Annotated in this window: 18 protein-coding genes; 7 read left to right on the top strand and 11 right to left on the bottom strand. The window is 72.6% G+C overall.

The window, feature by feature from the left end:
- Positions 1–69 precede the first annotated feature (69 nt).
- From ACFO4E_RS25380 to ACFO4E_RS25360, 5 genes are all read right to left on the bottom strand, one after another.
- Entirely contained in the window at positions 70–999 is a 930-nt protein-coding gene (locus ACFO4E_RS25380; protein WP_378578951.1) for an ABC transporter permease, read from the bottom strand.
- Positions 992–2188, bottom strand: a complete 1197-nt coding sequence (locus ACFO4E_RS25375) for a quaternary amine ABC transporter ATP-binding protein (protein ID WP_378578950.1) — start codon at positions 2186–2188, stop codon at positions 992–994. Before ACFO4E_RS25375 ends, ACFO4E_RS25380 begins: the two co-directional genes overlap by 8 nt.
- Positions 2181–3131 carry an ABC transporter substrate-binding protein gene (locus tag ACFO4E_RS25370; protein ID WP_378578949.1) on the bottom strand — a complete coding sequence of 317 codons (951 nt, stop codon included), beginning with the start codon at positions 3129–3131 and terminating at the stop codon, positions 2181–2183. Before ACFO4E_RS25370 ends, ACFO4E_RS25375 begins: the two co-directional genes overlap by 8 nt.
- Before the next feature lie 473 nt (positions 3132–3604).
- A complete protein-coding gene (locus ACFO4E_RS25365; RefSeq protein WP_378578954.1) occupies positions 3605–6121 on the bottom strand; it encodes a PEP/pyruvate-binding domain-containing protein in 2517 nt (838 codons plus the stop codon).
- A 322-nt stretch (positions 6122–6443) separates the two neighbouring features.
- On the bottom strand, positions 6444–7472 hold the full coding sequence (locus tag ACFO4E_RS25360) for a pectate lyase family protein (protein WP_378578948.1): 1029 nt from the start codon (positions 7470–7472) through the stop codon (positions 6444–6446).
- 280 nt (positions 7473–7752) lie between these two features.
- Between ACFO4E_RS25360 and metG the strand changes: the two genes are divergently transcribed.
- Entirely contained in the window at positions 7753–9279 is a 1527-nt protein-coding gene (gene metG / locus ACFO4E_RS25355) for a methionine--tRNA ligase (protein WP_378578946.1), read from the top strand.
- Between the two features lie 302 nt (positions 9280–9581).
- On the top strand, positions 9582–10376 hold the full coding sequence (locus ACFO4E_RS25350) for a thioesterase family protein (RefSeq protein ID WP_378578945.1): 795 nt from the start codon (positions 9582–9584) through the stop codon (positions 10374–10376).
- 729 nt (positions 10377–11105) lie between these two features.
- On the opposite strand, the gene ACFO4E_RS25345 is transcribed toward ACFO4E_RS25350, so the two are convergent.
- The 4 genes from ACFO4E_RS25345 to ACFO4E_RS25330 form a co-directional block, all read right to left on the bottom strand.
- Positions 11106–12437 carry an MFS transporter gene (locus ACFO4E_RS25345; RefSeq protein WP_378578943.1) on the bottom strand — a complete coding sequence of 444 codons (1332 nt, stop codon included), beginning with the start codon at positions 12435–12437 and terminating at the stop codon, positions 11106–11108.
- Positions 12438–12470: 33 nt separating this feature from the next.
- Positions 12471–12926, bottom strand: a complete 456-nt coding sequence (locus tag ACFO4E_RS25340) for an RpiB/LacA/LacB family sugar-phosphate isomerase (RefSeq protein ID WP_378578942.1) — start codon at positions 12924–12926, stop codon at positions 12471–12473.
- Between the two features lie 85 nt (positions 12927–13011).
- Complete coding sequence (locus ACFO4E_RS25335; RefSeq protein WP_378578941.1) at positions 13012–14079, bottom strand: LacI family DNA-binding transcriptional regulator; 1068 nt, start codon at positions 14077–14079, stop codon at positions 13012–13014.
- Positions 14080–14686: 607 nt separating this feature from the next.
- On the bottom strand, positions 14687–15271 hold the full coding sequence (locus ACFO4E_RS25330; protein ID WP_378578939.1) for a sugar O-acetyltransferase: 585 nt from the start codon (positions 15269–15271) through the stop codon (positions 14687–14689).
- A gap of 443 nt (positions 15272–15714) precedes the next feature.
- On the opposite strand from ACFO4E_RS25330, the gene ACFO4E_RS25325 reads away from it, so the two are divergent.
- From ACFO4E_RS25325 to ACFO4E_RS25305, 5 genes are all read left to right on the top strand, one after another.
- On the top strand, positions 15715–16350 hold the full coding sequence (locus tag ACFO4E_RS25325; protein WP_378578938.1) for a copper resistance CopC family protein: 636 nt from the start codon (positions 15715–15717) through the stop codon (positions 16348–16350).
- Between the two features lie 77 nt (positions 16351–16427).
- A complete protein-coding gene (locus tag ACFO4E_RS25320; RefSeq protein WP_378578935.1) occupies positions 16428–16991 on the top strand; it encodes a copper chaperone PCu(A)C in 564 nt (187 codons plus the stop codon).
- Positions 16988–18244, top strand: a complete 1257-nt coding sequence (locus ACFO4E_RS25315) for a Dyp-type peroxidase (RefSeq protein ID WP_378578934.1) — start codon at positions 16988–16990, stop codon at positions 18242–18244. Before ACFO4E_RS25320 ends, ACFO4E_RS25315 begins: the two co-directional genes overlap by 4 nt.
- Positions 18245–18447: 203 nt before the next feature.
- Positions 18448–19539 carry a ferric reductase-like transmembrane domain-containing protein gene (locus tag ACFO4E_RS25310; protein WP_378578932.1) on the top strand — a complete coding sequence of 364 codons (1092 nt, stop codon included), beginning with the start codon at positions 18448–18450 and terminating at the stop codon, positions 19537–19539.
- A gap of 330 nt (positions 19540–19869) precedes the next feature.
- Positions 19870–21327 carry an alanine/glycine:cation symporter family protein gene (locus tag ACFO4E_RS25305; protein WP_378578929.1) on the top strand — a complete coding sequence of 486 codons (1458 nt, stop codon included), beginning with the start codon at positions 19870–19872 and terminating at the stop codon, positions 21325–21327.
- 104 nt (positions 21328–21431) lie between these two features.
- Here the strand turns inward: ACFO4E_RS25305 and ACFO4E_RS25300 are convergent, their stop codons facing one another.
- Together ACFO4E_RS25300 and ACFO4E_RS25295 are read right to left on the bottom strand one after the other, a co-directional pair.
- The gene (locus ACFO4E_RS25300) at positions 21432–21806 is read right to left on the bottom strand and encodes a vitamin K epoxide reductase family protein (RefSeq protein ID WP_378578927.1); all 375 of its coding nucleotides are present in this window, start codon (positions 21804–21806) and stop codon (positions 21432–21434) included.
- Positions 21803–22483 carry a DsbA family protein gene (locus ACFO4E_RS25295; protein WP_378578926.1) on the bottom strand — a complete coding sequence of 227 codons (681 nt, stop codon included), beginning with the start codon at positions 22481–22483 and terminating at the stop codon, positions 21803–21805. Before ACFO4E_RS25295 ends, ACFO4E_RS25300 begins: the two co-directional genes overlap by 4 nt.
- Positions 22484–22520: the final 37 nt, after the last annotated feature.

Genomic DNA, 22520 nt, shown 5'->3' with positions numbered 1-22520 from the left:
GGCCGTGCCGTCGCCGGACGGGCGGCGGCACGGCCGCGGCGGATCCCGGACGCGGCCGCGGCGCGGGCGTCAGGCGACGGCGCGCTCGGGTTCCGGGGCCGCCGCCTCCGTCGCCTCCGCCCGGCCGCGCCGGCCGAGCAGCGCGTCGAGGGCGGCACGTGCGCGGCGGCCGGATCCACGGGACCGGCCGAGGGCGCTGGTCACCCGGTCGAGGTAGATGGCGAGGATGACCACGGCGATGCCCCCCTCGAACGCGACGCCGATGTTGAACTGGGTGACGCCGCTGACGACGACCCCGCCCAGCCCCTCGGCGCCGACCATGCCGGCGACGACCACCATCGACAGCGCGAGCATGATCACCTGGTTGACGCCGGTCATGATGGACGGCAGCGCCAGCGGCAGCTGGACCTCGCGCAGCACCTGCCCGGGGCGCGGCCCGAACGCGCGCGCCGCCTCCACGATCTCGGCGTCGACCTGGCGTATGCCCAGCTCGGTGAGGCGGACCGCCGGCGGTATGGCGAACACCGTTGTGGCGACGATTCCGGGGACGACTCCGATGCCGAAGAAGAAGACCGACGGCACGAGGTAGACGAAGACCGGCAGGGTCTGCATGAAGTCGAGGACCGGCCGGACGTAGAAGCTCACCCGCGGGCTGTTCGCGGCCAGGATCCCGATCGGGACGCCGACGGCGATCGACATGAGCGCGGCGATGATGACGACCGCCAGGGTCTCCAGCGTCTCCGTCCACAGCTGCATGCCGTCCACGAGCAGGAACGCCAGCACCGTGAACGCGGTCAGGGCGATGCTGCGGACCGCGACGGCGGCCAGCAGCGCGAAGACCGCGATCAGCGCGAACGGCATCAGGGAGGCGAGAGCCGTGTAGACGGCGTTGACGGCGAACAGCAGCACCGCGGCGACGCCGTCGAAGAAGCCGCCGACGTTGTCCACCAGCCACTGCAGCGCGGATTCGATCGCCGCGCCGACGGGGATCCTAGGCATGCTCGTTCACGTCCTTGGGGGTGGAGGCGATGGCGTCCAGGACGCGGGCCCTGGGGACGACGCCGACCAGCCGCTTGTCGCGGTCCACGACCGCGAGCGGCACGGGGTGCCCGCCCGCGCGATGGCAGAACTCGATCAGGGGGGCGTCGTCGGGGACCGCGGTGTAGCCGCCGCCGAGGCAGCTCTCCAGGTCGGCGCGGTTTCCGGCGACCGCTTCGGACAGCAGCGCGTCGGTGGCGACACCGGCGATCCCGCCGTCGGGGGCGGTGACGTAGACGCCGTGGCCCGGGGATTCCCGCAGCCGGCCGAGCACCGCCGCCGGGTCGTCGCCGACGGCCGCGGTGACCCACGGGGGCTGCATGACCGTTCCCGCCGTGAGGACGCGTGTGCGGTCGACGTCGGAGACGAAGTCCTCGACGTAGGCGTCCGCCGGCTGCGAGATGATCTCGGGCCCGGTGCCCAGCTGGACGATCCGGCCGTTGCGCATGACCATGATCCGGTCGCCGAGGCGCATCGCCTCGTTGAGGTCGTGCGTCACGAAGATGATGGTCTTGCGGAAGTCCCGTTGCAGTTCGAGCAGTTGCTCCTGCATCGAGCGGCGGGTGAGCGGGTCGAGCGCGCTGAACGGCTCGTCCATGATGAGGACGTCGGGGTCCGTCGTCAGGGCGCGGGCGAGCCCGACACGCTGCTTCATCCCCCCGCTGAACTCGTCGGGGTAGGCGTCGCCCCGCCGGCCGAGCCCCACCTGCTCCAGGGCGCGGTCGGCGCGGCGCAGCCGCTCGCGCTTGGGCACGCCGCGGGCCTTCAGGCCGTAGGCGGCGTTCTCCCGGACGGTGCGGTGCGGGAAGAGCGCGAAGTGCTGGAAGACCATGCCGACGCGCCGGTTCCGAAGCTCGCGCAGCTCCCGCGGGGTCATGCCGCCGACGTCGGCCCCGTCGTACACGACGCTCCCGGCGCTCGGCGCCACCAGGCGGTTGATCATCCGGATGACGGTGGACTTGCCCGACCCGGACAGGCCCATGATGACGAAGAGCTCGCCCTTGTCCACCGAGAAGGACACGTCGTCGACGGCGAGGACACCGCCGGCCTCCCGCACCGCGCGGGCGCGGTCGGCCGGGGCGTCCAGGATCCGCCCCGCCCGCGCCGGCGGGAGGTCGAAGACCTTCGTGAGATGCCGCGCCTCAATCACGGGGGGCCTCCGCGGGCTCGCCGTCGACGGTCTCGACGCCCTCCAGCCAGGTGTCGACCACGTCGGGGTTGTCCGCGATCCAGGCGGCGGCGACGTCCTCGGCGGACGTGTTCTCCTGGCTCACCGCGTGGACCCAGTCGGAGGCGGTGTCGGAGTCCACCTCCATCTGGGACAGCAGCCGCGCCACGTTCGGGTTGTCGGACTCGAACGCCTCGCGGGTGGCGACCCGGATCTCGCCGGCGCCGGGCCAGGCGTCCTCGGGGTCGTCGAGGTAGACGAGGTCCCACTCGACGTTCATCCAGTGCGGTTCCCAGGCGAGGAAGACGACCGGCTCCTCGTTGTCGACCCGCTGCTCGACCTCGGCGAGCATCGCCGGGGTGCTCGACTCCAGGAGGTTCCAGTCGCCGAGGCCGTAGGCGTCGTCGCCGATGGCGTCCTGGATGCTCTGGTTGCCCGGCGTCCCGGGCTCGATCCCGAGGAACTCGTTGTCGAACTCCGCCGCGTTGGGTGCGAGGTCGGCGAGCGACGTCACGTCGAGCTCGTCGGCGACGTACCGGGGGACGGCGGGCTCATAGGACGTTCCCGTGACGAGCGTGCCGAGGACCTCCACGCTGCCGTCGTCGATGTACTCGGCGAAGACCTCCTCCTGGCTCGGCCACCAGTTGCCGAGGTAGGCGTCGGCGTCCCCGCTGGCCAGCGCCTGGGCGCCGAGCGGGACGGAGAGCTCCTCGATGCTGACGCTGTATCCGAGCTCCTCCAGGACCCGGCTGACGATCGCGTTCTCGACCATCAGGTCTTCCCACGGCTGCTCCACCAGGGTGATCTCCGTTTCGCCCCCGCCGCCGGCGCCGAAGCCCCCCTCGGGTTGGGTGCACGCGGCGACGGTCAGAACGCTGAGCGCCGCGAGGGAGGGTGCCAGAACGCGGCCTGGTCGCGGATACATGAGTCTGTGCCTCTCTGGATGGTCGCCGGATCTGAGATTTCCCCGTTTTCCATGCCTTCGCCCGGGCGGAGGGGTTGAATTCTCGTAGGGCCCCTCGGGCGGTGTGCGATCCGGTTTCGCATTTTCTGTGGAATTGTCAAACGCCGATCATGGGGCGCACGTCGATTGATACTGGTGTACATCCGCGCACAAGTTCAATGCCTGGGAAAATGCGACCTATATCGATACCTGCTGGTCATTATAGATATTTTCTATAATGACAAACGTGTTACAAAAATGACAAATGTGTTTCAGTGGAATTGTGCGGGGTCCGGCACGACGGGCGCCGCCGCGCCGACGTCCGGCCACCGCGGGGTCGGCCACACGGCGCGGCGACCGGCCGGGCGCGGCAGTGGGGGCCGGCGCGGGATCAGCGCTGAGGGGGTGGCCGGACACCGCCGGCGGCCGGCCTGCCCGGGCGGTGCGGAGGTCTCCTACGCCCGGGCGTCCGGAGCGCCCGTCGCGGCGTCGGCCGTCGCCTCTGCCGCCTTCTCCGCTTCGGCTTCGGGCTCGGGTGTGACCGTGCCGGCCGTACCGTCGACCGTGATGAGGTCGCCGTCCTTGATCCGCCGGGTGGCGTCGCGCAGGCAGATCACCGCGGGGATGCCGTACTCGCGGGCGACCGTCGGGCCGTGCGCGATCGGCGACCCGGTCTCGGTGACCAGCCCCGCCGCTGTCATGAACAGCGGCGTCCACCCGGGGTCGGTGGTGGGGGCCACCAGGATCTCGCCCGGTTCCAGGTGCGCTCCGGCCGGATCGCGCACCACCCGTGCCCGGCCGGTGGCCCGCCCCGGTGCCGCGGCCAGCCCCGCCATCGCGCCCTCCACCGGCGCGGGAGCGGGCAGCAGCGACTCGACGTCGGTGCCGTCCGACAGCAGCAGGCCCGGCACCTGCGGGCGGCGCAGCTCCCGCTGGTAGGCGGCTCTGCGCCCGGCGACCAGGTCCCGGTGGTCGGCGCCGTCCTCGACCGCCGCGCGCACCTCGCCCAGTTCGAGGAACATGACGTCGCCGGCCCGCTCCAGCAGACCGCGGCCGGCCAGCTCCTCACCGATGAGCACCAGCTGCCGCCGCATCTGGTGGAAGGGCAGGAGCCAGGCGAACTTGGCCAGCTCGCGCAGGCCCGTCAGCTCGCGCGACCGGCGCATGAGGAACACCCCCAGCCGGCCGCGGACCGACCGTCTCCGGCGCACGCGCCGGTCCAGCTCGCCGATCACCGTCTCGGCACGCGCGGCGGCGCGGGCGAACCGCTGGTCGGGCGCCTGGTCGGGGTCGTCCACCCGCAGGTAGTTGGCGATCGTGCCGAACAGCGGAGTGGGGTCGTCGCCCCACCGCGGCACGCCGATGTCGACCTCGGCCGCCGCCCGGTGCCCGTAGACGCCGAGGAACGACCGCATCCCGATATCGGGCAGGGTCCCGGCCCGGAACCTCGCCGCGAGCTCTTCGGGCGGGGTGCCCGCGAACAGGTCGCGGTGCCCGGCGGCCCGGGACGCCATCCGCCACAGCTCCAGGTCCATCTCGGTGGTGACGTTGTGCGGCATGCCGCCCAGGACCGTCTCGGCCTCCGCGCCGGTGGCGACGCCCTTGAGGAGCGACGAGGGGAGGACGCCGAGGAGGATGCCGGTGCACATCGGCCACAGCATGTCGGCGATGCCCTGGAACAGCGCGTCCTTGAGGGTGTCGCCCTCGATGAACCGCAGGCGCGCGGAGGGGGGAGCGTCGGGCGGCAGCGGGGAGGCGGACTGCTCCCGGAGCCGCCTCACCGCGGCGAACGCCTTCTCGCGGGCCGCCGCCGGCCGTGCGATCGCGCCGCCGATACCGGTCAGCGCGGACGGGGCCCACCGCACGACCAGACCCGCCATCGGCCCGACGCTGAACGGCACACCGCGCCGGGGGGAGAAGCGCGGGTCCTTCAGGAGGGCCGCCACGGCCGTTTTGGCCCGGGGACCGTAGACGTCCATCGCGGCGGGGACGCGCGACCGGACCGAGGCGCTGCGCAGGAGGTCGGTGAGGTCGGCGTATAGGCGTCCGCCGACGCCGACCATGAAGGGGGAGGTCACGCCGCCGGGCCCGCGGCTCTTCATGTAGGCGCCCATCCACTCGCCCGTGATCAGCCCCAGCATGGACAGGCCCATCGGGGTGATGGGGCGCAGCAGCCCCTGCATGTGGCCGATCTCCAGGTAGGCGCGGGGCCCGGGCAGGTGCCCGTCGTCGGGCAGCGGGAACAGGGTCGTGATCGGCCGGGACTGGAGCAGCCACAGCACGCCGTGGGCGTCGTAGGCCCATTCGGCGTCCTGGGGGGAGCCGAAATGCCGCTGGAGGCGCTCGCCCGCGGCGCGCAGCTCCGCCACCTGGTCGCGGGACAGGCACCCGTCGTCAGGGCCGTCGACTCCGCCGGGGCCCACGGTGTAGTGGTCGGGTATGGCGCTGCCGTCGACCACCGCGGTGCCCGGCCCGCGCACGGCGTCGGCGACCATGACCGACCGGCTGCCGCTGAGCGGGTCGGCGGTGAACAGCACCCCGGCGGTGTCCGCCTCGACCATCCGCTGCACCACGACCGCCATGTACGCCTGGCCGCGGTCGATCCCGTGGGTGTTCCGGTAGGACACGGCGCGCTCGGAGTCCAGCGACTCCCAGCACCGCCGTACCGCGGCCACCAGATCCGCCAGGCCCTCGACGCCGAGCACGGTGTCCTGCTGCCCGGCGAAGCTGGCCTCGGGCAGGTCCTCGGCGGTGGCGCTGGAGCGGACGGCGACCCGGCCGCCGCCCAGCCTCTCGTAGGCCGCCGCCAGTTCCCGTTCGGGGACGACGCCGTCCTTGTGGGCATCGGTGGTCAGGCAGAACCCGGGCGGGACGCGCTCCCCGGCCCGCACCATCTCGCCCAGCCCGGCGGCCTTGCCGCCCACGAGGCCGATCATGCCGGCGTCGATCTCCGTCAGGCCGACCACGTGCATCGCGCTCACCCCTCGACCCGTGCGCCGCCGGGGGGCGCCCCGGTGGTATCCGTGCGTTCGCGCATCGATGGCCCTTCCACCGTCGAATCTACGCCGCGGGCCGGGGGAATCCAGGGAGCCGCAGCCATCCATACGCGGTATTGACACGGGCCGGAACCGGAGGCGGAGCGGGAGCCGGAACGGCGATGGGGCCGGAGACGCGGATGCCCCCGCCCACGGTCGGGGGCATCCGCGCGGCCGGCCTGGCGGATGCCCCCGACCGGATTCGCTACCACCCCGGGGCCGGCCCCGCTGACACCGCGCGGCCGGCCGGAGAACGGGTTCAGACGCCGATGTCGGCCTGCGGCCCGGCGCCGTCGTCCAGCAACGCGGGGACGTCGTCCGCGGGGTCGAGGGTGTAGGAGTAGTGGGCGCCCGGGTCGAAGGCGCTGCCGCCGGTCTCCCGCCGGCCGTCGCTGTCGACCACGATGCTGCCCCTCTGGACGAGCGAGGCGTCCGCGTCCTTGTAGTAGGGGTCCTCGACGTCCTGGAAGTAGCTGTTCTCGATCACGGTGTTCGAGGAACCCCGGGACCAGTTGCCGCTGCCGGTGTCGCGCAGGTGGTTGTTGTACAGGTGCGCCATGGCGACGTTGTCGATGCTCGGGTTGCGCGAGTTGGTGTCGCTCACCAGGTTGTGGTGGATGGTCATGCGGGCGGTGACGTTGTCGGTCCAGCCGATCCCGAACGACTTGTTGCCCTCGTTGAGGATGTTCCAGGACACGGTGAGGTCGGTGGTGTCCTCGCGGCTGTCGATCAGGCCGTCGTTCATCCGCTCGATGCGGTTGTGGTCGATCCAGACGTGGTCCGCGCCGTCCATTTGGATGCCGTCGTAGTCGTAGGCGTCGTCGCCCGGATCGTCGTCGGGCATGCGGGTGTCGCGGATGGTGAGGTTGCGGATGATGACGTTGGAGACCTCGTTCAGGAAGAAGCCGCCGCCGACGATGTGGGCGTCGGCGCCGGCCCCGATGATCGTCTTGTCGGAGGCCACGCGGACCTCGGTGCCCAGCGGTTCGACCCTGATCTGCCCGTCGACCCGGATGACATAGGGCTCGTCGGCGGTGGCGTAGCGCACCAGGCCCGCGTAATCGGTGACGGTCACGGTCTCGCCCGCCGCACCGCCGGTGGTACCGCCGCCGGTGGACGCGAACCCGTCGGGGGCGTCCGGCCAGTCCGCCGCCCTGGCGTCCGCCGCCGGAACGGAGGGGGAGCCCGGATCGGCGCCGGCGGCCGGAACGCCCACCAGCGAACCGCCCAGAACGACGGCGGGCACGGCGAGCCACCAGCGGCGCCGCGTCGGGAATGTCGTGGTCATGGTCTCTCCAGAGATAGCGGGGGCATCGGATTCTGGGAGCGCTCCCATATTGTGCCATGGCGCACAGGGGACGGCACAGCGAGTGACGGCGGAAAATACCCCCGGCCGGCCCGGCCGCCCGCCTACAATTGCGGCATGCAGCAGGTGCGCACGGTCGCCGTGATGAGCCGGATGATGATGCCATCCGGCCTCCCGTGCATGCTCTGAAACCCGATACCCACGGAAGGCCCACGCCGGGTCTTCCGAACGCGGGCGCCGGCGCGGGCCGGGAAGGTCCCGCATGAGCCGGTACCACGTCACCACCGCGATCCCCTACGTCAACGGACGGCCGCACATCGGCCACGCCCTGGAGCTCGTCCAGGCGGACACCCTCGCGCGCTACCGCCGCCTGCTCGGCGACGAGGTCCGCTCGCAGACGGGAACCGACGACAACTCCCTGAAGAGTGTCCACAGCGCCGAGGCCGCGGGTATCGGAACCCGCGAGTACGTCGCCCGGGCCGCCCGCGCCTTCCTCGACCTCCGCGAGCCGCTGGAACTGTCCTTCACCGATTCCGTCCAGACCGGTTCGGACCCCCGCCACCGGCCCGGTGTGGAGAAGCTGTGGACCGCCTGCGCCGATCGCGGCGACCTCTACCGCGGGAGCTACAGCGGCCGGTACTGCACCGCCTGCGAGCAGTTCTACACACGTGCCGAACTCGCCGGCGGGCTCTGTCCCGAGCACGGGTGGCCGCCGGAGCACGTCGAGGAGGAGAACTGGTTCTTCCGCCTCAGCCGCTACCAGGACAGGCTGCGCGGGCTGATCGCCGGCGACACGCTCAGGGTCCGTCCAGAGAAGCGCAAGCGCGAGGTGCTGGCGTTCATCGACTCCGGCCTGGCGGACATCAGCGTCTCGCGCGGCCGGGAACGTGCACGGGGCTGGGGGATCCCGGTTCCGGGGGACCCGGAGCAGGTGGTCTACGTCTGGTTCGACGCCCTGGCCAACTACATCACCGGTCCGGGCTACGGCACCGACGACGCGGCGTTCACGCACTGGTGGACGCGGGCGGACGAGCGCGTCCACGTGGTCGGCAAGGGCATCGTCCGCTTCCACGCGGTCCACTGGCCGGCCCTGCTGCTCTCCGCCGGGCTGCGGCCCCCGACGGAGATCCTCGTCCACGACTACCTGACGGAGAACGGGCGCAAGATCAGCAAGTCGGCGGGAACCGGGGCCGACCCGGCGGAGCTGGCCCGCCGGTTCGGCCCGGACGCGCTGCGGTGGTGGCTGCTGCGCGACGTCGCGCCCTCCGATGACACCGACTACGGCGACCGCAGGCTGATCGGCCGCTACAACGAAGACCTGGCCAACAACGTCGGCAACCTCGTCCACCGCACGGCCGCCATGGTCACGAGGTACCGGAGCGGTGCCGTTCCCGCCATCGTCGATGGGGACGGGGCCGGGCCCGGGGCTATCCTGGCGCACGCGCGGCGGCAGGCGAGCGCCGACGTCCACCGGGCGTTGGCGGTCGCGGACTTCCGCGCCGCCGCCCGCGCCGTCACCGATCTCGCCGGCGCCGGAAACCGCGCTGTGGAGGCGTATGCCCCGTGGGCGCCGGCCAGGGCGGAGCGGGAACGGGGCACGAGCACCCGAGCGCTCGACGGGGTGCTGGCGGAGCTGGTCGTGACGGGCCGGCTGCTGGCGCGCCTTCTCGGGCCGTTCCTCCCGGCGGCGGCGGAGAAGATCACCGCCCAGTTGACCGGCGCGGGTGGAACCATCGGCGTCCCGGCCCCGATCTTCCGCCGCCTGGACCCCGACGCGCTGGGGGGCTGAACGCGAGGCGGGGGCGGCACCCCTGTTCCGGGTGCTGTTCGCGATACTGGGGGTACGTCGTTGGCGGGCGGCTTCGCAGCGGTGCCGGTGCAGGGGCGGCGGATGGGCCGGAGGCGGGCGCGTCCGATCGGCGCCGGGATCGGAGAGCCGCCTCGCGGGGCGCGCCTCGGCCGACGACGGACCCTCGCCGAGCGCACCGCCGCCTGCGGTCGCCGCGCGCCGGCGTGTACCGCGCTCTCCCCTCCGCCCTTCTTTCCCGCCCGCCGCGTAATCCCGCCCATCGATCAGAGAGGCCGGCACCGTTGGACACCGGTAGTTACTACGAGCCCGTCGGCGAGAACCGCTATGTGCCCACCTCGCACGCCGGTGGCGCGTGGGACCCCGATGAGCAGCACTTCAGCCCGCTCGGCGGCCTCATCGCACACGCCATCGACCGCTATCTCGCCGGGCGTCCCGACGACGGCCGGATGCTGTCCCGGATCTCCTACGACATCCTCGGGCGCCCCACGCTCGCCGAATGCGAGATCCGCGTGGCGACGATCCGGCCCGGCCGCACCATCGAACTGGTCGAAGCCGTCGTGCTCATCGCCGAGCGCCCCGTGGTGCGGGCGCGGGCGTGGCTCCTCGGCCCCTTCGACACCACCGCCGTCGCCGGCGGCGCACCCGAGGCGCTCACCCCGCCCGACGAGCTGGCGCCCGTGGCACTGACCCCCGTGTGGCCCGGCGGGTACATCGCCTCCCTGGACATCCGCCCGGTCTCGGCCCCGCGTCCGGGCCGGGCGACGGCCTGGCTCTCCTCCCGCGTCGGCCTCGTCGCCGGAGAGGACGCCGGCCCGCTGGCCTCCTTCATCGCGCTCGTCGACACCGCGAACGGCGTCGCCGCACGGCAGCCGCCCACCGCGTGGATGTTCCCCAACGTCGACCTGACGATCCACCTCCACCGCCGGCCGGAGGGCCGCTGGGTCGGCCTCGATACCTCGGTGACCTTCGGACCGACCGGCCAGGGCATCACCAGCACCGTTCTGCACGACGTCGCCGGCGCCGTCGGGCACGCGCAGCAGATCCTCACCGTCCGCCCCCTGCCCGCCGCGGAGTGACCACCGCCCCGGCGGGCGTCCCGCTCGGCGCACGCCCGCAGCGCGGTCGGATGGTCGTCCGGCACGGGCAGGTGCGGGTCGTCGCAGCCCGGGACCACGACGATATCGGCGTCCGCGATATCGGAGAGCGGGTGGATCGGCGCGCCGCCCGCCGACGCGTCGATGGGCGACGACCCGTCGCCCGCGTCACCGGCCGGCTCGCAAGCGCGGTCCGCGCACACGATGTCCGGTCACCCGGGTGCCGGCCGAGTACGTGCGCCGCGATGCCGGCGTCCAGCGTATGAAAACGCGGCACCGCAAGGATCGCGACGGTTCTCCCGTCATTTCCGGATCGGAAATCCATTTCCCCTCATGAGTCATTTCCGTTTCGATCGCGAGGCCGATCCCGTCCGGGTTCCGGTGCCGGCACGATCCTTTCGGAAAACGGCATGGAATCGCCTGTTCCGCGCCGGTCCCCGGCCGATGGCGTCGCAGCGGTCGCAACGGAATCCGCTATCGGTGATCGGAGCATCATCAGGGGACGCGCACGCCGGGCCGAGGGCTTCGGTGTCGCCTGCGAAGAGGATCACGGGTACGCGCAGGCGGTCGAGCACGGCGATGCGATCTACCTCGGCCCGCGTCTGAACGGCACCGCCGCCGGACGGCCGGGCGGCGCCGTGGCCGCGCCGCCGGCAACGGCCGCGGGCGGCGGGGGGTGGTGCCCCCGCCGCCCGCGGGACGCGCGCCGGGTCAGCGGTCGCGTTCGGCGTCGACGAGAGCGAGGACGCGTGCGCGTTCCGCGCGGCCCCAGGTCTCCCGGGTGAGGAGGATGCCGGCGAGGCCGATGACGGCGGCGCCCATGTACAGCAGGGCGGCGCCCGGCCAGCCGAAGGCGCCCACGAGCGCCGCGGCGAGCAGCGGGGCGAAGCCGCCGAGGGCCGCCGCGACCTGGTAGCCCAGCGAGGCGCCGGAGGTGCGGGTCGCGGTGTGGAACTGCTCGGTGAGCAGCGACCCCTGGGTGCCCGTGAGGGCGGCGTGGATGAACCCGATGCCGATGATGAACACGGCGACGACGAACGCGGGCCGGCCGTCATTGGTGAGCAGGTACATCGGGAACGCGAACAGGATCGCGGCGATACACGCGCCGATGTAGATCGGGCGCCGGCCGATCCGGTCGGTGAGGACCCCCGCGAGGAACGTCACGAAGATCGCCGTGATGCTCGCGGCGGTGATCGCGCCGAGGGCGACCGGCCGCAGCGACGGGTCGCGTTCGGTGAGGTAGTTGAGCAGGTAGGTCGCCGTGGAGTAGTAGGCGAACGACTCGACGATGCGCAGTGAGATGACGCGGAGGATGCCGCGCCAGTCGTTGCGGAGCGTCGCCAGGAACGGGTTCCGCTCGGTCTTCCCTGACGCCTGGGCCTCCCGGAACTCCGGCGACTCCGAGAGCCGGGAGCGCACGATGAGCGCCACGATGACGAGGATCGCGCTGAGCAGGAACGGGGCGCGCCAGGCCCAGTCGCCGTCGAGGCCGGCGCTGAGCGCGAACATCCCGCTGGCGAGCGCGATGCCCAGGGGGTTGCCCGATTGCGGGATGGCCGCGTACATCCCGCGCCGGTGCCATGGCGCGTGCTCGTAGGCCATCGTGATGGCGCCGCCCCATTCCGCGCCGAAGGCGAGGCCCTGCACCATGCGGATGATGGTGAGCAGGATCGGGGCGAGCACGCCGATCTGGCCGTAGGTCGGCAGCAGGCCGATGAGGAAGGTCGCCACGCCCATCACGATCATGGCGCCGACGAGCACGGGCTTGCGTCCGAACCTGTCCCCGAGGTACCCGCCGATCGCCCCGCCCAGCGGGCGCATGACGAATCCGACGGCGAGGGTGGCGAACGAGAGCAGCGTCCCGACGAACGGGTCGCTCTCGGGGAAGAACACCGCGCCGAAGTAGAGCGCGGAGGCGGTGCCGTAGGCGATGAAGTCGTAGTTCTCGACGCTGGTGCCCACGGCCGCGGCGATGGCGGTCTTGTTGCGGTCCTTCGAGCCGAGTGGCGAGCGCCGGATGGCCTCGGCGGGTGGTGATGACACGGGGATCCCCTTTGATCGGGCCGGTCCGGCGGTTCAGTTGCCGGGGGTGAGGTGGTCGAGGGCGTTGAGCTTGGCGACGCGGCGGCGGGTGTCCTCGTCGTCGTCGAACGTCGCGTCGAGGAACTCGCGCACGATGTCGGCGACGAGTGCGTGGGGGACCAGCCAGGCGCCCATCGCGATGACGTTGGCGTCGTCGTGCTCGACGGCCTGGTGCGCCGAGTACGGCTCATGGGCGAGGCCGCACCGGATACCGGGGATCTTGTTGGCGGCCATGATCGCCCCGGCGCCGGTCCCGCACACGAGGATCGCGCGGTCGGCGGTGCCGTCGAGTACGGGTGCGCAGGTCTCCTGGGTGATGTCGGGGAAGTCGACCGGGTCGGTGCTGTGCGTGCCGCGGTCGACGACGGTGTGGCCGAGGGCCTCCACCGCCGTGCGGACCGCGTCCTTGAGGGGGAAGCCGGCGTGGTCGGCGCCGAGCGCGACTCTCATGTGGTGCTCCTTCGGACGTGCGCGGCGGGGCGGATCCGCCCCGCCGCGGTGTGACGGGAGAGGTGGGCGGTTGCCCCGCGGCGGGTCACCGCGGGGCGTCCGGCCGCGAGGCCGGTGTGCGGCCGCGGCCCCGCCGGGTGGGCGGGGAGAGCGGCGGCGCGGTCGCCCGAGCGGGTCCCGCCCGGTCGATGAAGGCCGACGGCACGCGCTGCGACACCGCAGCGCGGCCGTTGATGAGGTCGACGAGCGCGGCGATGCCGAGGCGGCCGATCGTCGAGGCGTCGGTGCGGACCGCGGAGACCGGCGGGTCGGTGAGGGCGAACCAGTCGAGGTCGTCGAAGGAGACGAGTTCGACGCCGCGCGCCGCGTCGCCGAGCTCGGCGCGCAGCGCCCGGACCGCCCCGAGCGTCATGAGGCCGTCGGCGCCGAACACGGCGGTGGGCCGCATACCGCGGCCGAGGATGCGCCGCATCGCCGCGGCGCCGCTGTCGGCCTGGAAGTCGCCCTCGTCGACGAGCGCGGGATCCGTCGAGATGCCGTGCTCCGCGCGCCGGGACAGGTAGGCGTCGCGCCGCTCGGCACCGGTGGAGATGGTCGCCGGACCCCCGACGAAGGCGACTTCGCGGTGGCCGCGGCCGCGCAGCCACTCGAGGACGAGGGCCACCCCGCCGGCGTTGTCCGGCGCGATCGTGGGCGCTTCCGATCCCCGGACCGTGCGGTCCACGCACACCAGCGGCATCCCACCGCCGAGCAGGCCCCGGAGCGCGGAGGAGTCGCCGCCCTGCGGGGCCAGCAGGAAGCCGTCGATCCGCTGGGACGCGAACGCGCGGAGGAGCGCGGCCTCCTGGGCGGCGTCCTCGTCGGAGTTGGCCAGCAGGACCGTGTAGCCGAGGCGGCGCGCCTCCCGCTCGGCCGCGTGCGCGAGCTCGGAGAAGAACGGGTTGCGGATGTCCGACACCAGCAGGCCGAGCACGTCGGTCTTGGCGCGCCGCAGCGACCGCGCGGGTCCGTGCGCGATGTAGTTCAGCTCGGCGGCCGCCGCGAGGACCCGCGAACGGGAGTCGGCCGACGTGTGGGCGCCGCCGCTGAGCACGCGCGAGGCGGTGCCGAGCGACACCCCCGCCCGCGCCGCGACGTCCTTGATCGTGACCAATCGTCCCCCTTTGCGTGGAAACGTTTCCACGCTAGGGCTTTTTGATCACGGAAGGATCGACGGGAAGACGCGGTTTCGTGTGTGGGTCGTCCGTGCTCAGCGAGGCCGCCGGGGCCGCACCGCCGGCCGCGCCCGCCGCCACGGGTGCGGCCCGCGCCCTTCGGAGCACGGGACGCGGCCTTGAGCCGAGCCCGCCGAGGGCACCCCGTGCGGACCCCGGGGCGCCGCTGCGGGGTTCGTGCTTGCACCATGGGAGGCGGGTCGGGCGAGCGTGGTGGCGGGACGCCGGTGCGGGAGGCCGACGACCGCGGCGGGGTGCGCGAAGAGGTTCTCCAGCAGGGCGGGGGTGCCCAGGCCGATCATGGTGGCCGTGGTCTCGTGCCCGGCGTTGAGCGGGATAAGCCGTTCATCGCGATGGTCGCCCGGGACGGCTTCCCGGTCACGACGCGGACGGGGTTCGGCGGAGCGGCCGGCCGGAGGGAGCGTTCGGGCGGGGGACCTGGGATTCCGGTCGGAGGGCGGGGGCGGGGGCAGGCGGAGTCCAGCGTGAGAAGCGGTGGACGGCTCGTCCTTCCCGGCGCGGGCGGCAGCCGGGGGAGGGGGACGATCACGCCTCGGGTTCGATGGTCCGGATCACCCGGCACGGGTTGCCGGCGGCGACGACATCGGCAGGGAGGTCGCGGGTGACCACCGCGCCGGCGCCGACGACGGTGTTCTCCCCGATGGTGACCCCGGGCAGGACGATCGCCCCGCTGCCCAGCCACACGTTGTCGCCGATGGTGATCGGCTTCGCGGCCTCCCACTTCGCCCGGCGGGGCTCCGGATCGACCGGGTGGGTCGGCGTCAGGAGCTGCACGTTGGTCCCCATCTGCACGTCGTCGCCGATGGTGATCGGCGCGACGTCCAACGCGATGAGACCGAAGTTGGCGAACGATCGGGCCCCGATGCGGATGTGGCTTCCGTAGTCGACCCGCAAGGGCGGCATGATCACCGTGTCCTCGCCGATGGCGCCGAGCAGTTCGGTGAGCAGGCGGATCCGCTTCCGCGGATCGCGGGCCGAGGTCGCGTTGAACGCGTCGACCAGGTCCAGGGCCCGCAGATGGTGCTCCAGTAGTTCCGGATCATCGGCGAGGTAGAGGTCGCCGGCGAGCATCCGGTCGCGCATCGAGCGGCCATCGGCATCAGACACCATGGGGACAACCGTACGCACAAACGCGTACGCGTGTACATATCGATCGCGTTCATGCGGCCGGGCACCGCCTGCCGCGCGCCGGCGGACGGCGCGCTCTCCGTCGCCGCGCGGGCCCTGTGCCGAACGGGCGCGCCCACCTCCACCGCGTCCGGCGTGCGCGAGGCCGCAAGCCCGTCGCCACCGCGCGCCGCGCGCGTGCTCCCGCGGGGCGGAGCCCCGAAGCCGGCCCTCCTGGACGCCCGGGACCCGGCGTCCGCCGGATCGGCCGTCCCCACCGCGGGGTGGGCGACGCCGCGCCCGGTTGTGGCGTGAATCACCCTGCGGCGGAAATGTCGCGGGAACCGTCCCGCCCTCCAGCCCGACTCCCCATGTCGGCCGGACCCTCGTCCGCGTGCGGCCCGCATCGCGGACGGAATCGGACCCGGCGGGACGGAGGAGCGATCGTGCGGACGGCGGATCGACATCGGGCGGGCGGCACGCGGACGTTCACGAGGTTCGGCGCGGGTGCCCTCGCGGTGGCCGTGTGTGCCGCCGCGGGCGTGCTCGCGGCAGGGACACCCGCGTGGGCACACGACCGGTTGCTGTCGTCGACGCCGGAGGACGGCACCGATCTCGACACGGCTCCGTCCGAGATCGTGCTGACGTTCAGCGGCAGTGTCCTGGACATCGGCGCGGCGGTCGCCGTTCTGGACGGTGACTCCCGGCAGGTGGCCGACGGCGCCGTCGCCATCGACGGGCCGGAGGTGGCCCGGCGGCTCCCTGAGGATCTGCCGGACGGCGGGTACGCGGTCCGCTGGCGGGTGGTCTCCAGCGACGGCCACCCCATCAGCGGGAGCTTCACCTTCACCGCAGGCGACGCGGCGGCCGTCCCGCCCGCCCTCGCACCGGCATCCGCGGAGCCGGCCGACGACGCCTCCGAGCCCGCCGTCGCGGCGCGCCCCCCGGTACCGGACGGGACCCCGGGCGTCCCCCGCACACTGCTGCCGGCTTCGGCCGGAGCGGGGGCGGGGCTCGCCGTGTACCTGATCGCCACCGCCCTCACCGCCCGGCGCTCCCGGCCGAAGCCCCCGCCGCCATGACGCCTTCCCGATCCGGCCCCGCGCGGCCCCCTTCGCCCTTGTCGACACCACCCGAGAGAACCGAGAAGACGGATCCCATGAACGAGACGAAGCACGCATTCACCGCACCGGCCGCCCTGGCCGTCGCCGCCTGCCTGGCGGTCACCGGCTGCGCGGGACAGGATCCGGGCGAACAGGACGGCGCGACCGGCGAGCCCGCGGCCGGCGGGACGCAGGCCGACTCCTTCGAGATCGAGGACGCCTGGATCAAGGCGGTGTCCCAGGACGAGGGGATGACCGGGGCCTTCGGCGCACTGGGCAACACGTCGGGCGGGGAGGTCACCGTCGTCGCCGCCTCGTCGTCGGTGGCGGGAATGGTGGAGCTGCACGAAGTCGTCACCGGCGACGACGGCAACAGTGTCATGCGGGAGAAGGACGGCGGCTTCGCCATCCCCTCCGGCGGCACCCACGTCCTGGAGCCCGGAGCCGATCACATCATGCTGATGGACCTCGGCCGGGACCTCGACCCCGGCGGCGAGGTCGGCATCGAGCTGGAGTTCGCCGACGGCTCCGCGGCGGAGTTCACCGCCCCGGTGAAGGACTACGAGGGCGCCAACGAGAACTACGACGGCGGCTCCGGACACGACACGGCGGGTGGATGATGGCGCCCGAGCGCGCGACCGGATCCCCGCCGCCGCAACGGGCGCCGCTGACGCGGCGGCTCCTCCTCGGCGGTGCCGCCGCCGGAGCCGGTGCGGCGGCCCTGGTGGGGGCCGACGCGCTCATCAGCGGACGCTTCACCGCGCCGGCGGACCCCGCCGGGGGCGTCCGGCTCAACGGAGAGGAGACCGTCCCCTTCCACGGGGCCCGCCAGGCGGGGATCGAGACGCCCCCTCAGGCCCACGCGAAGTTCGTCGCGGTCGACCTCGACGACGACGCCGACGCGGAGGCGGCCCGCCGACTGCTCGGGCTGCTCAGCGATGACGCCGCGAAACTCACCCAGGGGCGGGCCGCGCTGGCCGACTCCGAACCCGAGCTCGCCGTGGTACCCGCGCGGTTGACGGTCACCTTCGGATTCGGTCCCGGCCTGGTCGAGCGCGCCTCCCCTGCGGCCGTGCCCGCGTGGCTGCGACCGCTGCCGGAGTTCGCCACCGACCGGTTGCGGGAGGAGTGGAGTGGCGGTGACCTCCTGCTCCAGATCTGCGCGGACGACCCGCTGACCGTCGCACACGCGGCGCGGATGCTGGCCAAGGACGTCCGCGCCTTCGGAGCCGTCCGCTGGGTCCAGGACGGGTTCCGCCGCGCCTACGGGTCCGAGGCGGGCGGGACGACCATGCGCAACCTCATGGGGCAGGTCGACGGGACCGTCAACCCCGAGCCCGGCACCGAGGACTTCGACCGGCTGGTGTGGAACGGGAGCGACGCCCCGGACTGGCTGCGCGGGGGCACGGGAGCGGTGGTCCGCAGGATCGCCATGGACCTGGACACATGGGACCGGCTGGACCGGCCCGGACGCGAGGACTCGGTGGGCCGCCGGCTGTCCGACGGCGCGCCCCTGACGGGAGACGACGAGCACGATGAACCCGACTTCGCCGCGCTCACCCCGCTCGGCTTCCCCCGGATCGCCGAGTACGCCCATATCCGCCGCGCCCGTTCCGAGGACCCGGCCGAGCGGATCTTCCGCCGCGCCTACAACTACGACCTCGCGGCCACCGGCGCCGAGGACCAGGACGCCGGGCTGGTCTTCGTGTCCTACCAGGCCGACGTCGACCGGCAGTTCGTACCGATCCAACGGCGCCTCGACGAGCTCGATCTGCTCAACGAGTGGATCAGCCCCATCGGGTCGGCCGTGTTCGCGATCCCGCCCGGCTGCGCCGAGGGCGGGTTCATCGGCGAGACGCTGTTCGACGGCTGACCATTTCCCGACCGGCGAAGGCCGTGACCGCCGAAGCGGTGCCACGGCCGATCGTGCCGACGAGGACACGCCCTGCCCGCGAAGCCCCATCACCGCGCGACGGTCTCCGTGCGCGGTGGGTTGCGGCCGAATACGGGCGGGTATTCAAATTCTGGTCTTTTAGTGCTTTATAGCGATAAATGCACAGGAAGCGGAACGCCCTCATGGACCAATCCCCCGAGACCACCCCCACCCCCCAGCGCACCCCTCAGTCCGCTGCCCGGAACCGCCCCCGACCCCGGACGGACTGGGCGGGGCTGAAAGCCGACCTCCGGTCCGCGGTGCCCGATGCGACCGCGGCGCTCGTCGTCACCGCGGTGATCTACGCCGTGCTCTACGTCCGCGTCGACGCCGGGACGTCGATGACCCTGGACGTGATGCCCTTCCTCGCCGACGCGGACGAGTACTGGATGTACTGGCTGTGCCAGGCATTCGGCTGGTCGGCGATGCTGTGGGCGTGGATCACCACCCTGTTCGGACTGCTCCGCTCCAGTAGCCGGTGGAGCCGGATGCCGGTCGGCCACGCCCGCATCGAACGCTGGCACCGCACGACCAGCCTGACCACGATCGGCCTGATGTTCGCCCACGCGTTCATGTTCTTCGCCGAGCTGGTCCGGCAGAACGAGGAGGGGCTCGGCCGCGCCGACCTGCTGGTCTCGGCGTTCGTCGACGTCTTCGTCCCCGGCGGGTACGCCACCGGGACCGGCCAGGTGGCGATCCTGCTCGGGCTGATCGCGTTCTACCTGGCGATCCCGCTCGGTCTCGCCTACTACTTCCGGGCGCGGACCGGGGCGCGGCTGTGGCGGGTCCTGCACCGGTTCATCCTGGTCGTCTACGTGCTGAGCGTCTGGCACACCCTGCTGTACGGCACCAACGTCTGGTTCGACGGCTGGTTCCGCACCATCGTGTGGGCGCTCCAGGTGCCCGTCGCGGCGCTGTTGCTCGCCCGGCTGCTGGCCCCCGCGCGGCCGAGCGAGCGCCTGCGGCTGCGCGACCCGGCGACCCGTCCCCGGCCGCTGCCCGCCGCGGCCCGGCTGGGCGGCCGGATCGCCGTCGCCATCGGCGTCGTGGTGCTGCTCGGTGTCACTTTCACCGGCCGCGACGGCGGCCGGACTCCGGGGGCGGAGGCCGGCGAGATGGCGGTGGGCGAGGGCATGGTCTGGGCGGGCCTGGTCCTGCTGCTGCTCGTGGTGGCGGCCGCCGTATACGTCGTCCGCCGCGACGTCCGCCCCGCCCGGAGCACCGCGGACGGATGAGGGGCCGAGCACCGGATCCCGGTCGCGCCCGACCGGCCGGCGCGGTCCGGGGGCCGCCGGTCGCGAAGGAAAAGAGGCCGTGTTCCCGGCACTCAATACGCACGTTATACCGACGTGTCCTATTTCACCTCATCCGGTGTTAAGGTCGGGCCGCTTGACGTGTCGGTCGCCACCGGCCCTGGACGATGGCGACCGATTCCGCATGCCCGGGCGCCGGCACAAGGAGCGCCCGCGGCGTGACCGACCGCGAACCGGAAGGGACGGACACCACCACCGCGCCGCGGCGCTCTCAGGGGGCGGCCGCGCGATCACCGAAGGAGCTTCCCCCGAGTGGACGCACTGAACAACGGCCTTATCGCCGTGAACGATTTGTTGTGGGCTTATCTCGTCATTCCACTGCTGGTCATTATCGCCGTCTATTTCACGATCCGCTCGAAAGCGGTCCAGATCAGGCTGTTCCCGGAGATGCTCCGGGTGCTCAAGGGCGAGCCGGAGGTGGCGGCCGACGGAAAGAAGGCGATCTCCTCCCTCCAGGCGTTCGCCATCTCCGCCGCCGCCCGGGTGGGTACCGGCAACATCGTGGGCGTGGCCACCGCCATCGCCCTCGGCGGACCCGGCGCCGTGTTCTGGATGTGGGCCATGGCCCTGGTGACCGGAGCCGCCGCGTTCGTCGAGTCGACGCTGGCCCAGCTCTACAAGGTCCGCACCTCCACCGGCTACCGCGGCGGCCCCGCGTACTACATGCGCTACGGCCTGCGCCGGCCGTGGATGGGCGTCCTCTTCGCCGTCGTCATCACCATGACGTTCGGACTCGCCTTCAACTCCGTGCAGGCCAACAGCATCGCCGACGCCTTCGTGGGCTCGGCGACCGCTTTCGGGGTCGACGGCGGCCAAGGGCTCTACTGGGGGATCGGCATCGGCCTGGTCATCGTGACCGCCCTGGTGATCTTCGGCGGTGTGCGGCGCATCGCGCACGTGTCCGAGGCCCTGGTGCCGATCATGGCCGGCCTCTACATCCTCATCGGCCTGGTCGTCGTGGTGATGAACATCGAACGCCTCCCCGGGGTCATCTCCGACATCTTCGCCAGCGCCTTCGGCCTGCGCGAGATCGTCTCGGGCGGCGTGGGCACCGCGATCCTCCAGGGCATGCGGCGCGGGATGTTCTCCAACGAGGCCGGCCTGGGGTCGGCGCCCAACGCCGGTGCCACCGCGGCGGTGAGCCACCCCGTCAAGCAGGGCCTGGTGCAGACCCTGGGCGTCTACTTCGACACCCTGATCGTCTGCTCCACCACCGCGTTCATCGTGCTGCTGTCGGACCCCACCTACGGTGAGAACCAGGGTCCGTCCATGACCCAGAACGCCCTTGAGGCCAACCTGGGCGGCTGGGCGATCCACGCGCTCACCGTCATCCTGTTCCTGCTGGCCTTCACCTCCGTGCTGGGCAACTACTACTACGGCGAGTCCAACCTGGCGTTCCTGTCGGCCAAGCCCGCCATGATGACCGGCTACCGGGTCGCGGTGCTGGCCATGGTGATGCTCGGTGCCATCGCGCCGCTGACCCTGGTGTGGACGCTGGCCGACGTGCTCATGGGCGTCATGGCGCTGATCAACTTCGCCGCCATCGCCCCGCTCGGGGGTATCGCCTTCCTGCTGTTGAAGGACTACGTGGAGCAGAAGCGGCAGGGCGCCGACCCCGTCTTCACCCGCGACCGGCTGCCCACGGCCGACGGCGTGGAGTGCTGGGAGCCCCGTGCCGAAGCCCCGACGGAGGCCGTCGACCGGGTCTGACCCGGCAAGGGAGACGACGCGGGGGCGGGGCCGTGCGGCTCCGCCCCCGCGTGTTCGGCGGCGGGACTCTGGTGCGGCGCGTCGTCGCAGGTGGGCCTGCGTGTTCAGAGCAGCGTGGACCAGTAGGTCCAGAACGCCTGGGTGATGGCGGCCGCGATCGCCAGCGCCCACACGGTCGGCACGACGGTGTGGTTGCGCGCGAGCGCGTTCAGCAGCGGGTGCACGCCGGCTGCGGCCGGCAGGGCGCGCGTCCGCAGGTTGTGCAAGGTGCCGCACGACAGTACCGGGTTGATGCTGCACGAGGGCACGTGCCCGGGGTCCTGGAGGACGCGGATCTTCTCCACGAGGAGGGCCGCGGCGGCGGCGAGGCCGATGGCGCCGCCGAGGGTCAGGACCCAGGGCAGCGCCCGGCCGATGACGGGGACGCCGGCACCGGGAGCGGTGCCGCCCGCCTGCTCCGCGACGCGGGCTCCGCTCACGGCTCCAGCTCCGCGTCGATCGCCTGCGAGAGCGCCTCATAGGTGGGCATGGACTCGGTCTGGCGCCCGTTGACGTAGATCGTGGGCGTGCCCTGGACGCCCAGCTGCCGGCCGTCGTCGAAGTCGGCGCGCACCCGGTCCAGGGTCGCCGGGTCGGCGACGGTGGCGCGGAATCGGTCCATGTCGAGGCCGAGCTCCTCGGCGAAGCCCTCGAAGACGTCGACCCGGGAGTCCTGGGATTCGCCCCATTCCTCCTGGGTCTCGTACATCTTGATGTACATCTCTTCCAGGGCGTCCTGCTCGGCCGCCGCCTCCACGGCGAGTGCGGCGGGCTCGGAGTTGGTGTGGCCCGGCAGCGGGAAGTAGCGGATCACCAGGTTGATCCGGCCGTCGTACTCCTCGCGGAGCCGCTCCATGATCGGGAATTGGGCGCGGCACGCCTCGCATTCGAAGTCGAGGAACTCCACCACGGTGACCTGGGAGTCGTCGGCGCGGCTGAGGTAGTGGCTGTTCTCCCGGACGAGCAGCTCCTCGGGTGCGGTCGAGGACGAGGCGGTCGGGTCCGCGCCGCCGCCGGCGGCGGGGGCGTTCCGGTTGTCGACGGAGTAGGCGAGGACGGCGATGCCGACAACGGCGGCGATGACGAGGGCCATGGATATGGCGAGGTTCTTGGTCATGTGACATCCAGGTCGTGGGAGGGGCGCGCAACCTGGG

Source organism: Nocardiopsis mangrovi (genome assembly GCF_042653925.1).
Lineage (GTDB): Bacteria > Actinomycetota > Actinomycetes > Streptosporangiales > Streptosporangiaceae > Nocardiopsis_B > Nocardiopsis_B mangrovi.
Note: the sequence above shows the minus strand (reverse complement) of the source record. Positions and strands in the feature narration are given on the sequence as shown.

Bases quoted from the DNA above. Each gene is read 5' to 3' on its own strand.
- ACFO4E_RS25380 (WP_378578951.1), bottom strand. From the start codon at position 999: ATGCCTAGGATCCCCGTCGGCGCGGCGATCGAATCCGCGCTGCAGTGG.
- ACFO4E_RS25370 (WP_378578949.1), bottom strand. From the start codon at position 3,131: ATGTATCCGCGACCAGGCCGCGTTCTGGCACCCTCCCTCGCGGCGCTC.
- ACFO4E_RS25365 (WP_378578954.1), bottom strand. From the start codon at position 6,121: ATGCACGTGGTCGGCCTGACGGAGATCGACGCCGGCATGATCGGCCTC.
- ACFO4E_RS25360 (WP_378578948.1), bottom strand. From the start codon at position 7,472: ATGACCACGACATTCCCGACGCGGCGCCGCTGGTGGCTCGCCGTGCCC.
- metG (WP_378578946.1), top strand. From the start codon at position 7,753: ATGAGCCGGTACCACGTCACCACCGCGATCCCCTACGTCAACGGACGG.
- ACFO4E_RS25340 (WP_378578942.1), bottom strand. From the start codon at position 12,926: ATGAGAGTCGCGCTCGGCGCCGACCACGCCGGCTTCCCCCTCAAGGAC.
- ACFO4E_RS25330 (WP_378578939.1), bottom strand. From the start codon at position 15,271: ATGGTGTCTGATGCCGATGGCCGCTCGATGCGCGACCGGATGCTCGCC.
- ACFO4E_RS25320 (WP_378578935.1), top strand. From the start codon at position 16,428: ATGAACGAGACGAAGCACGCATTCACCGCACCGGCCGCCCTGGCCGTC.
- ACFO4E_RS25315 (WP_378578934.1), top strand. From the start codon at position 16,988: ATGATGGCGCCCGAGCGCGCGACCGGATCCCCGCCGCCGCAACGGGCG.
- ACFO4E_RS25310 (WP_378578932.1), top strand. From the start codon at position 18,448: ATGGACCAATCCCCCGAGACCACCCCCACCCCCCAGCGCACCCCTCAG.
- ACFO4E_RS25295 (WP_378578926.1), bottom strand. From the start codon at position 22,483: ATGACCAAGAACCTCGCCATATCCATGGCCCTCGTCATCGCCGCCGTT.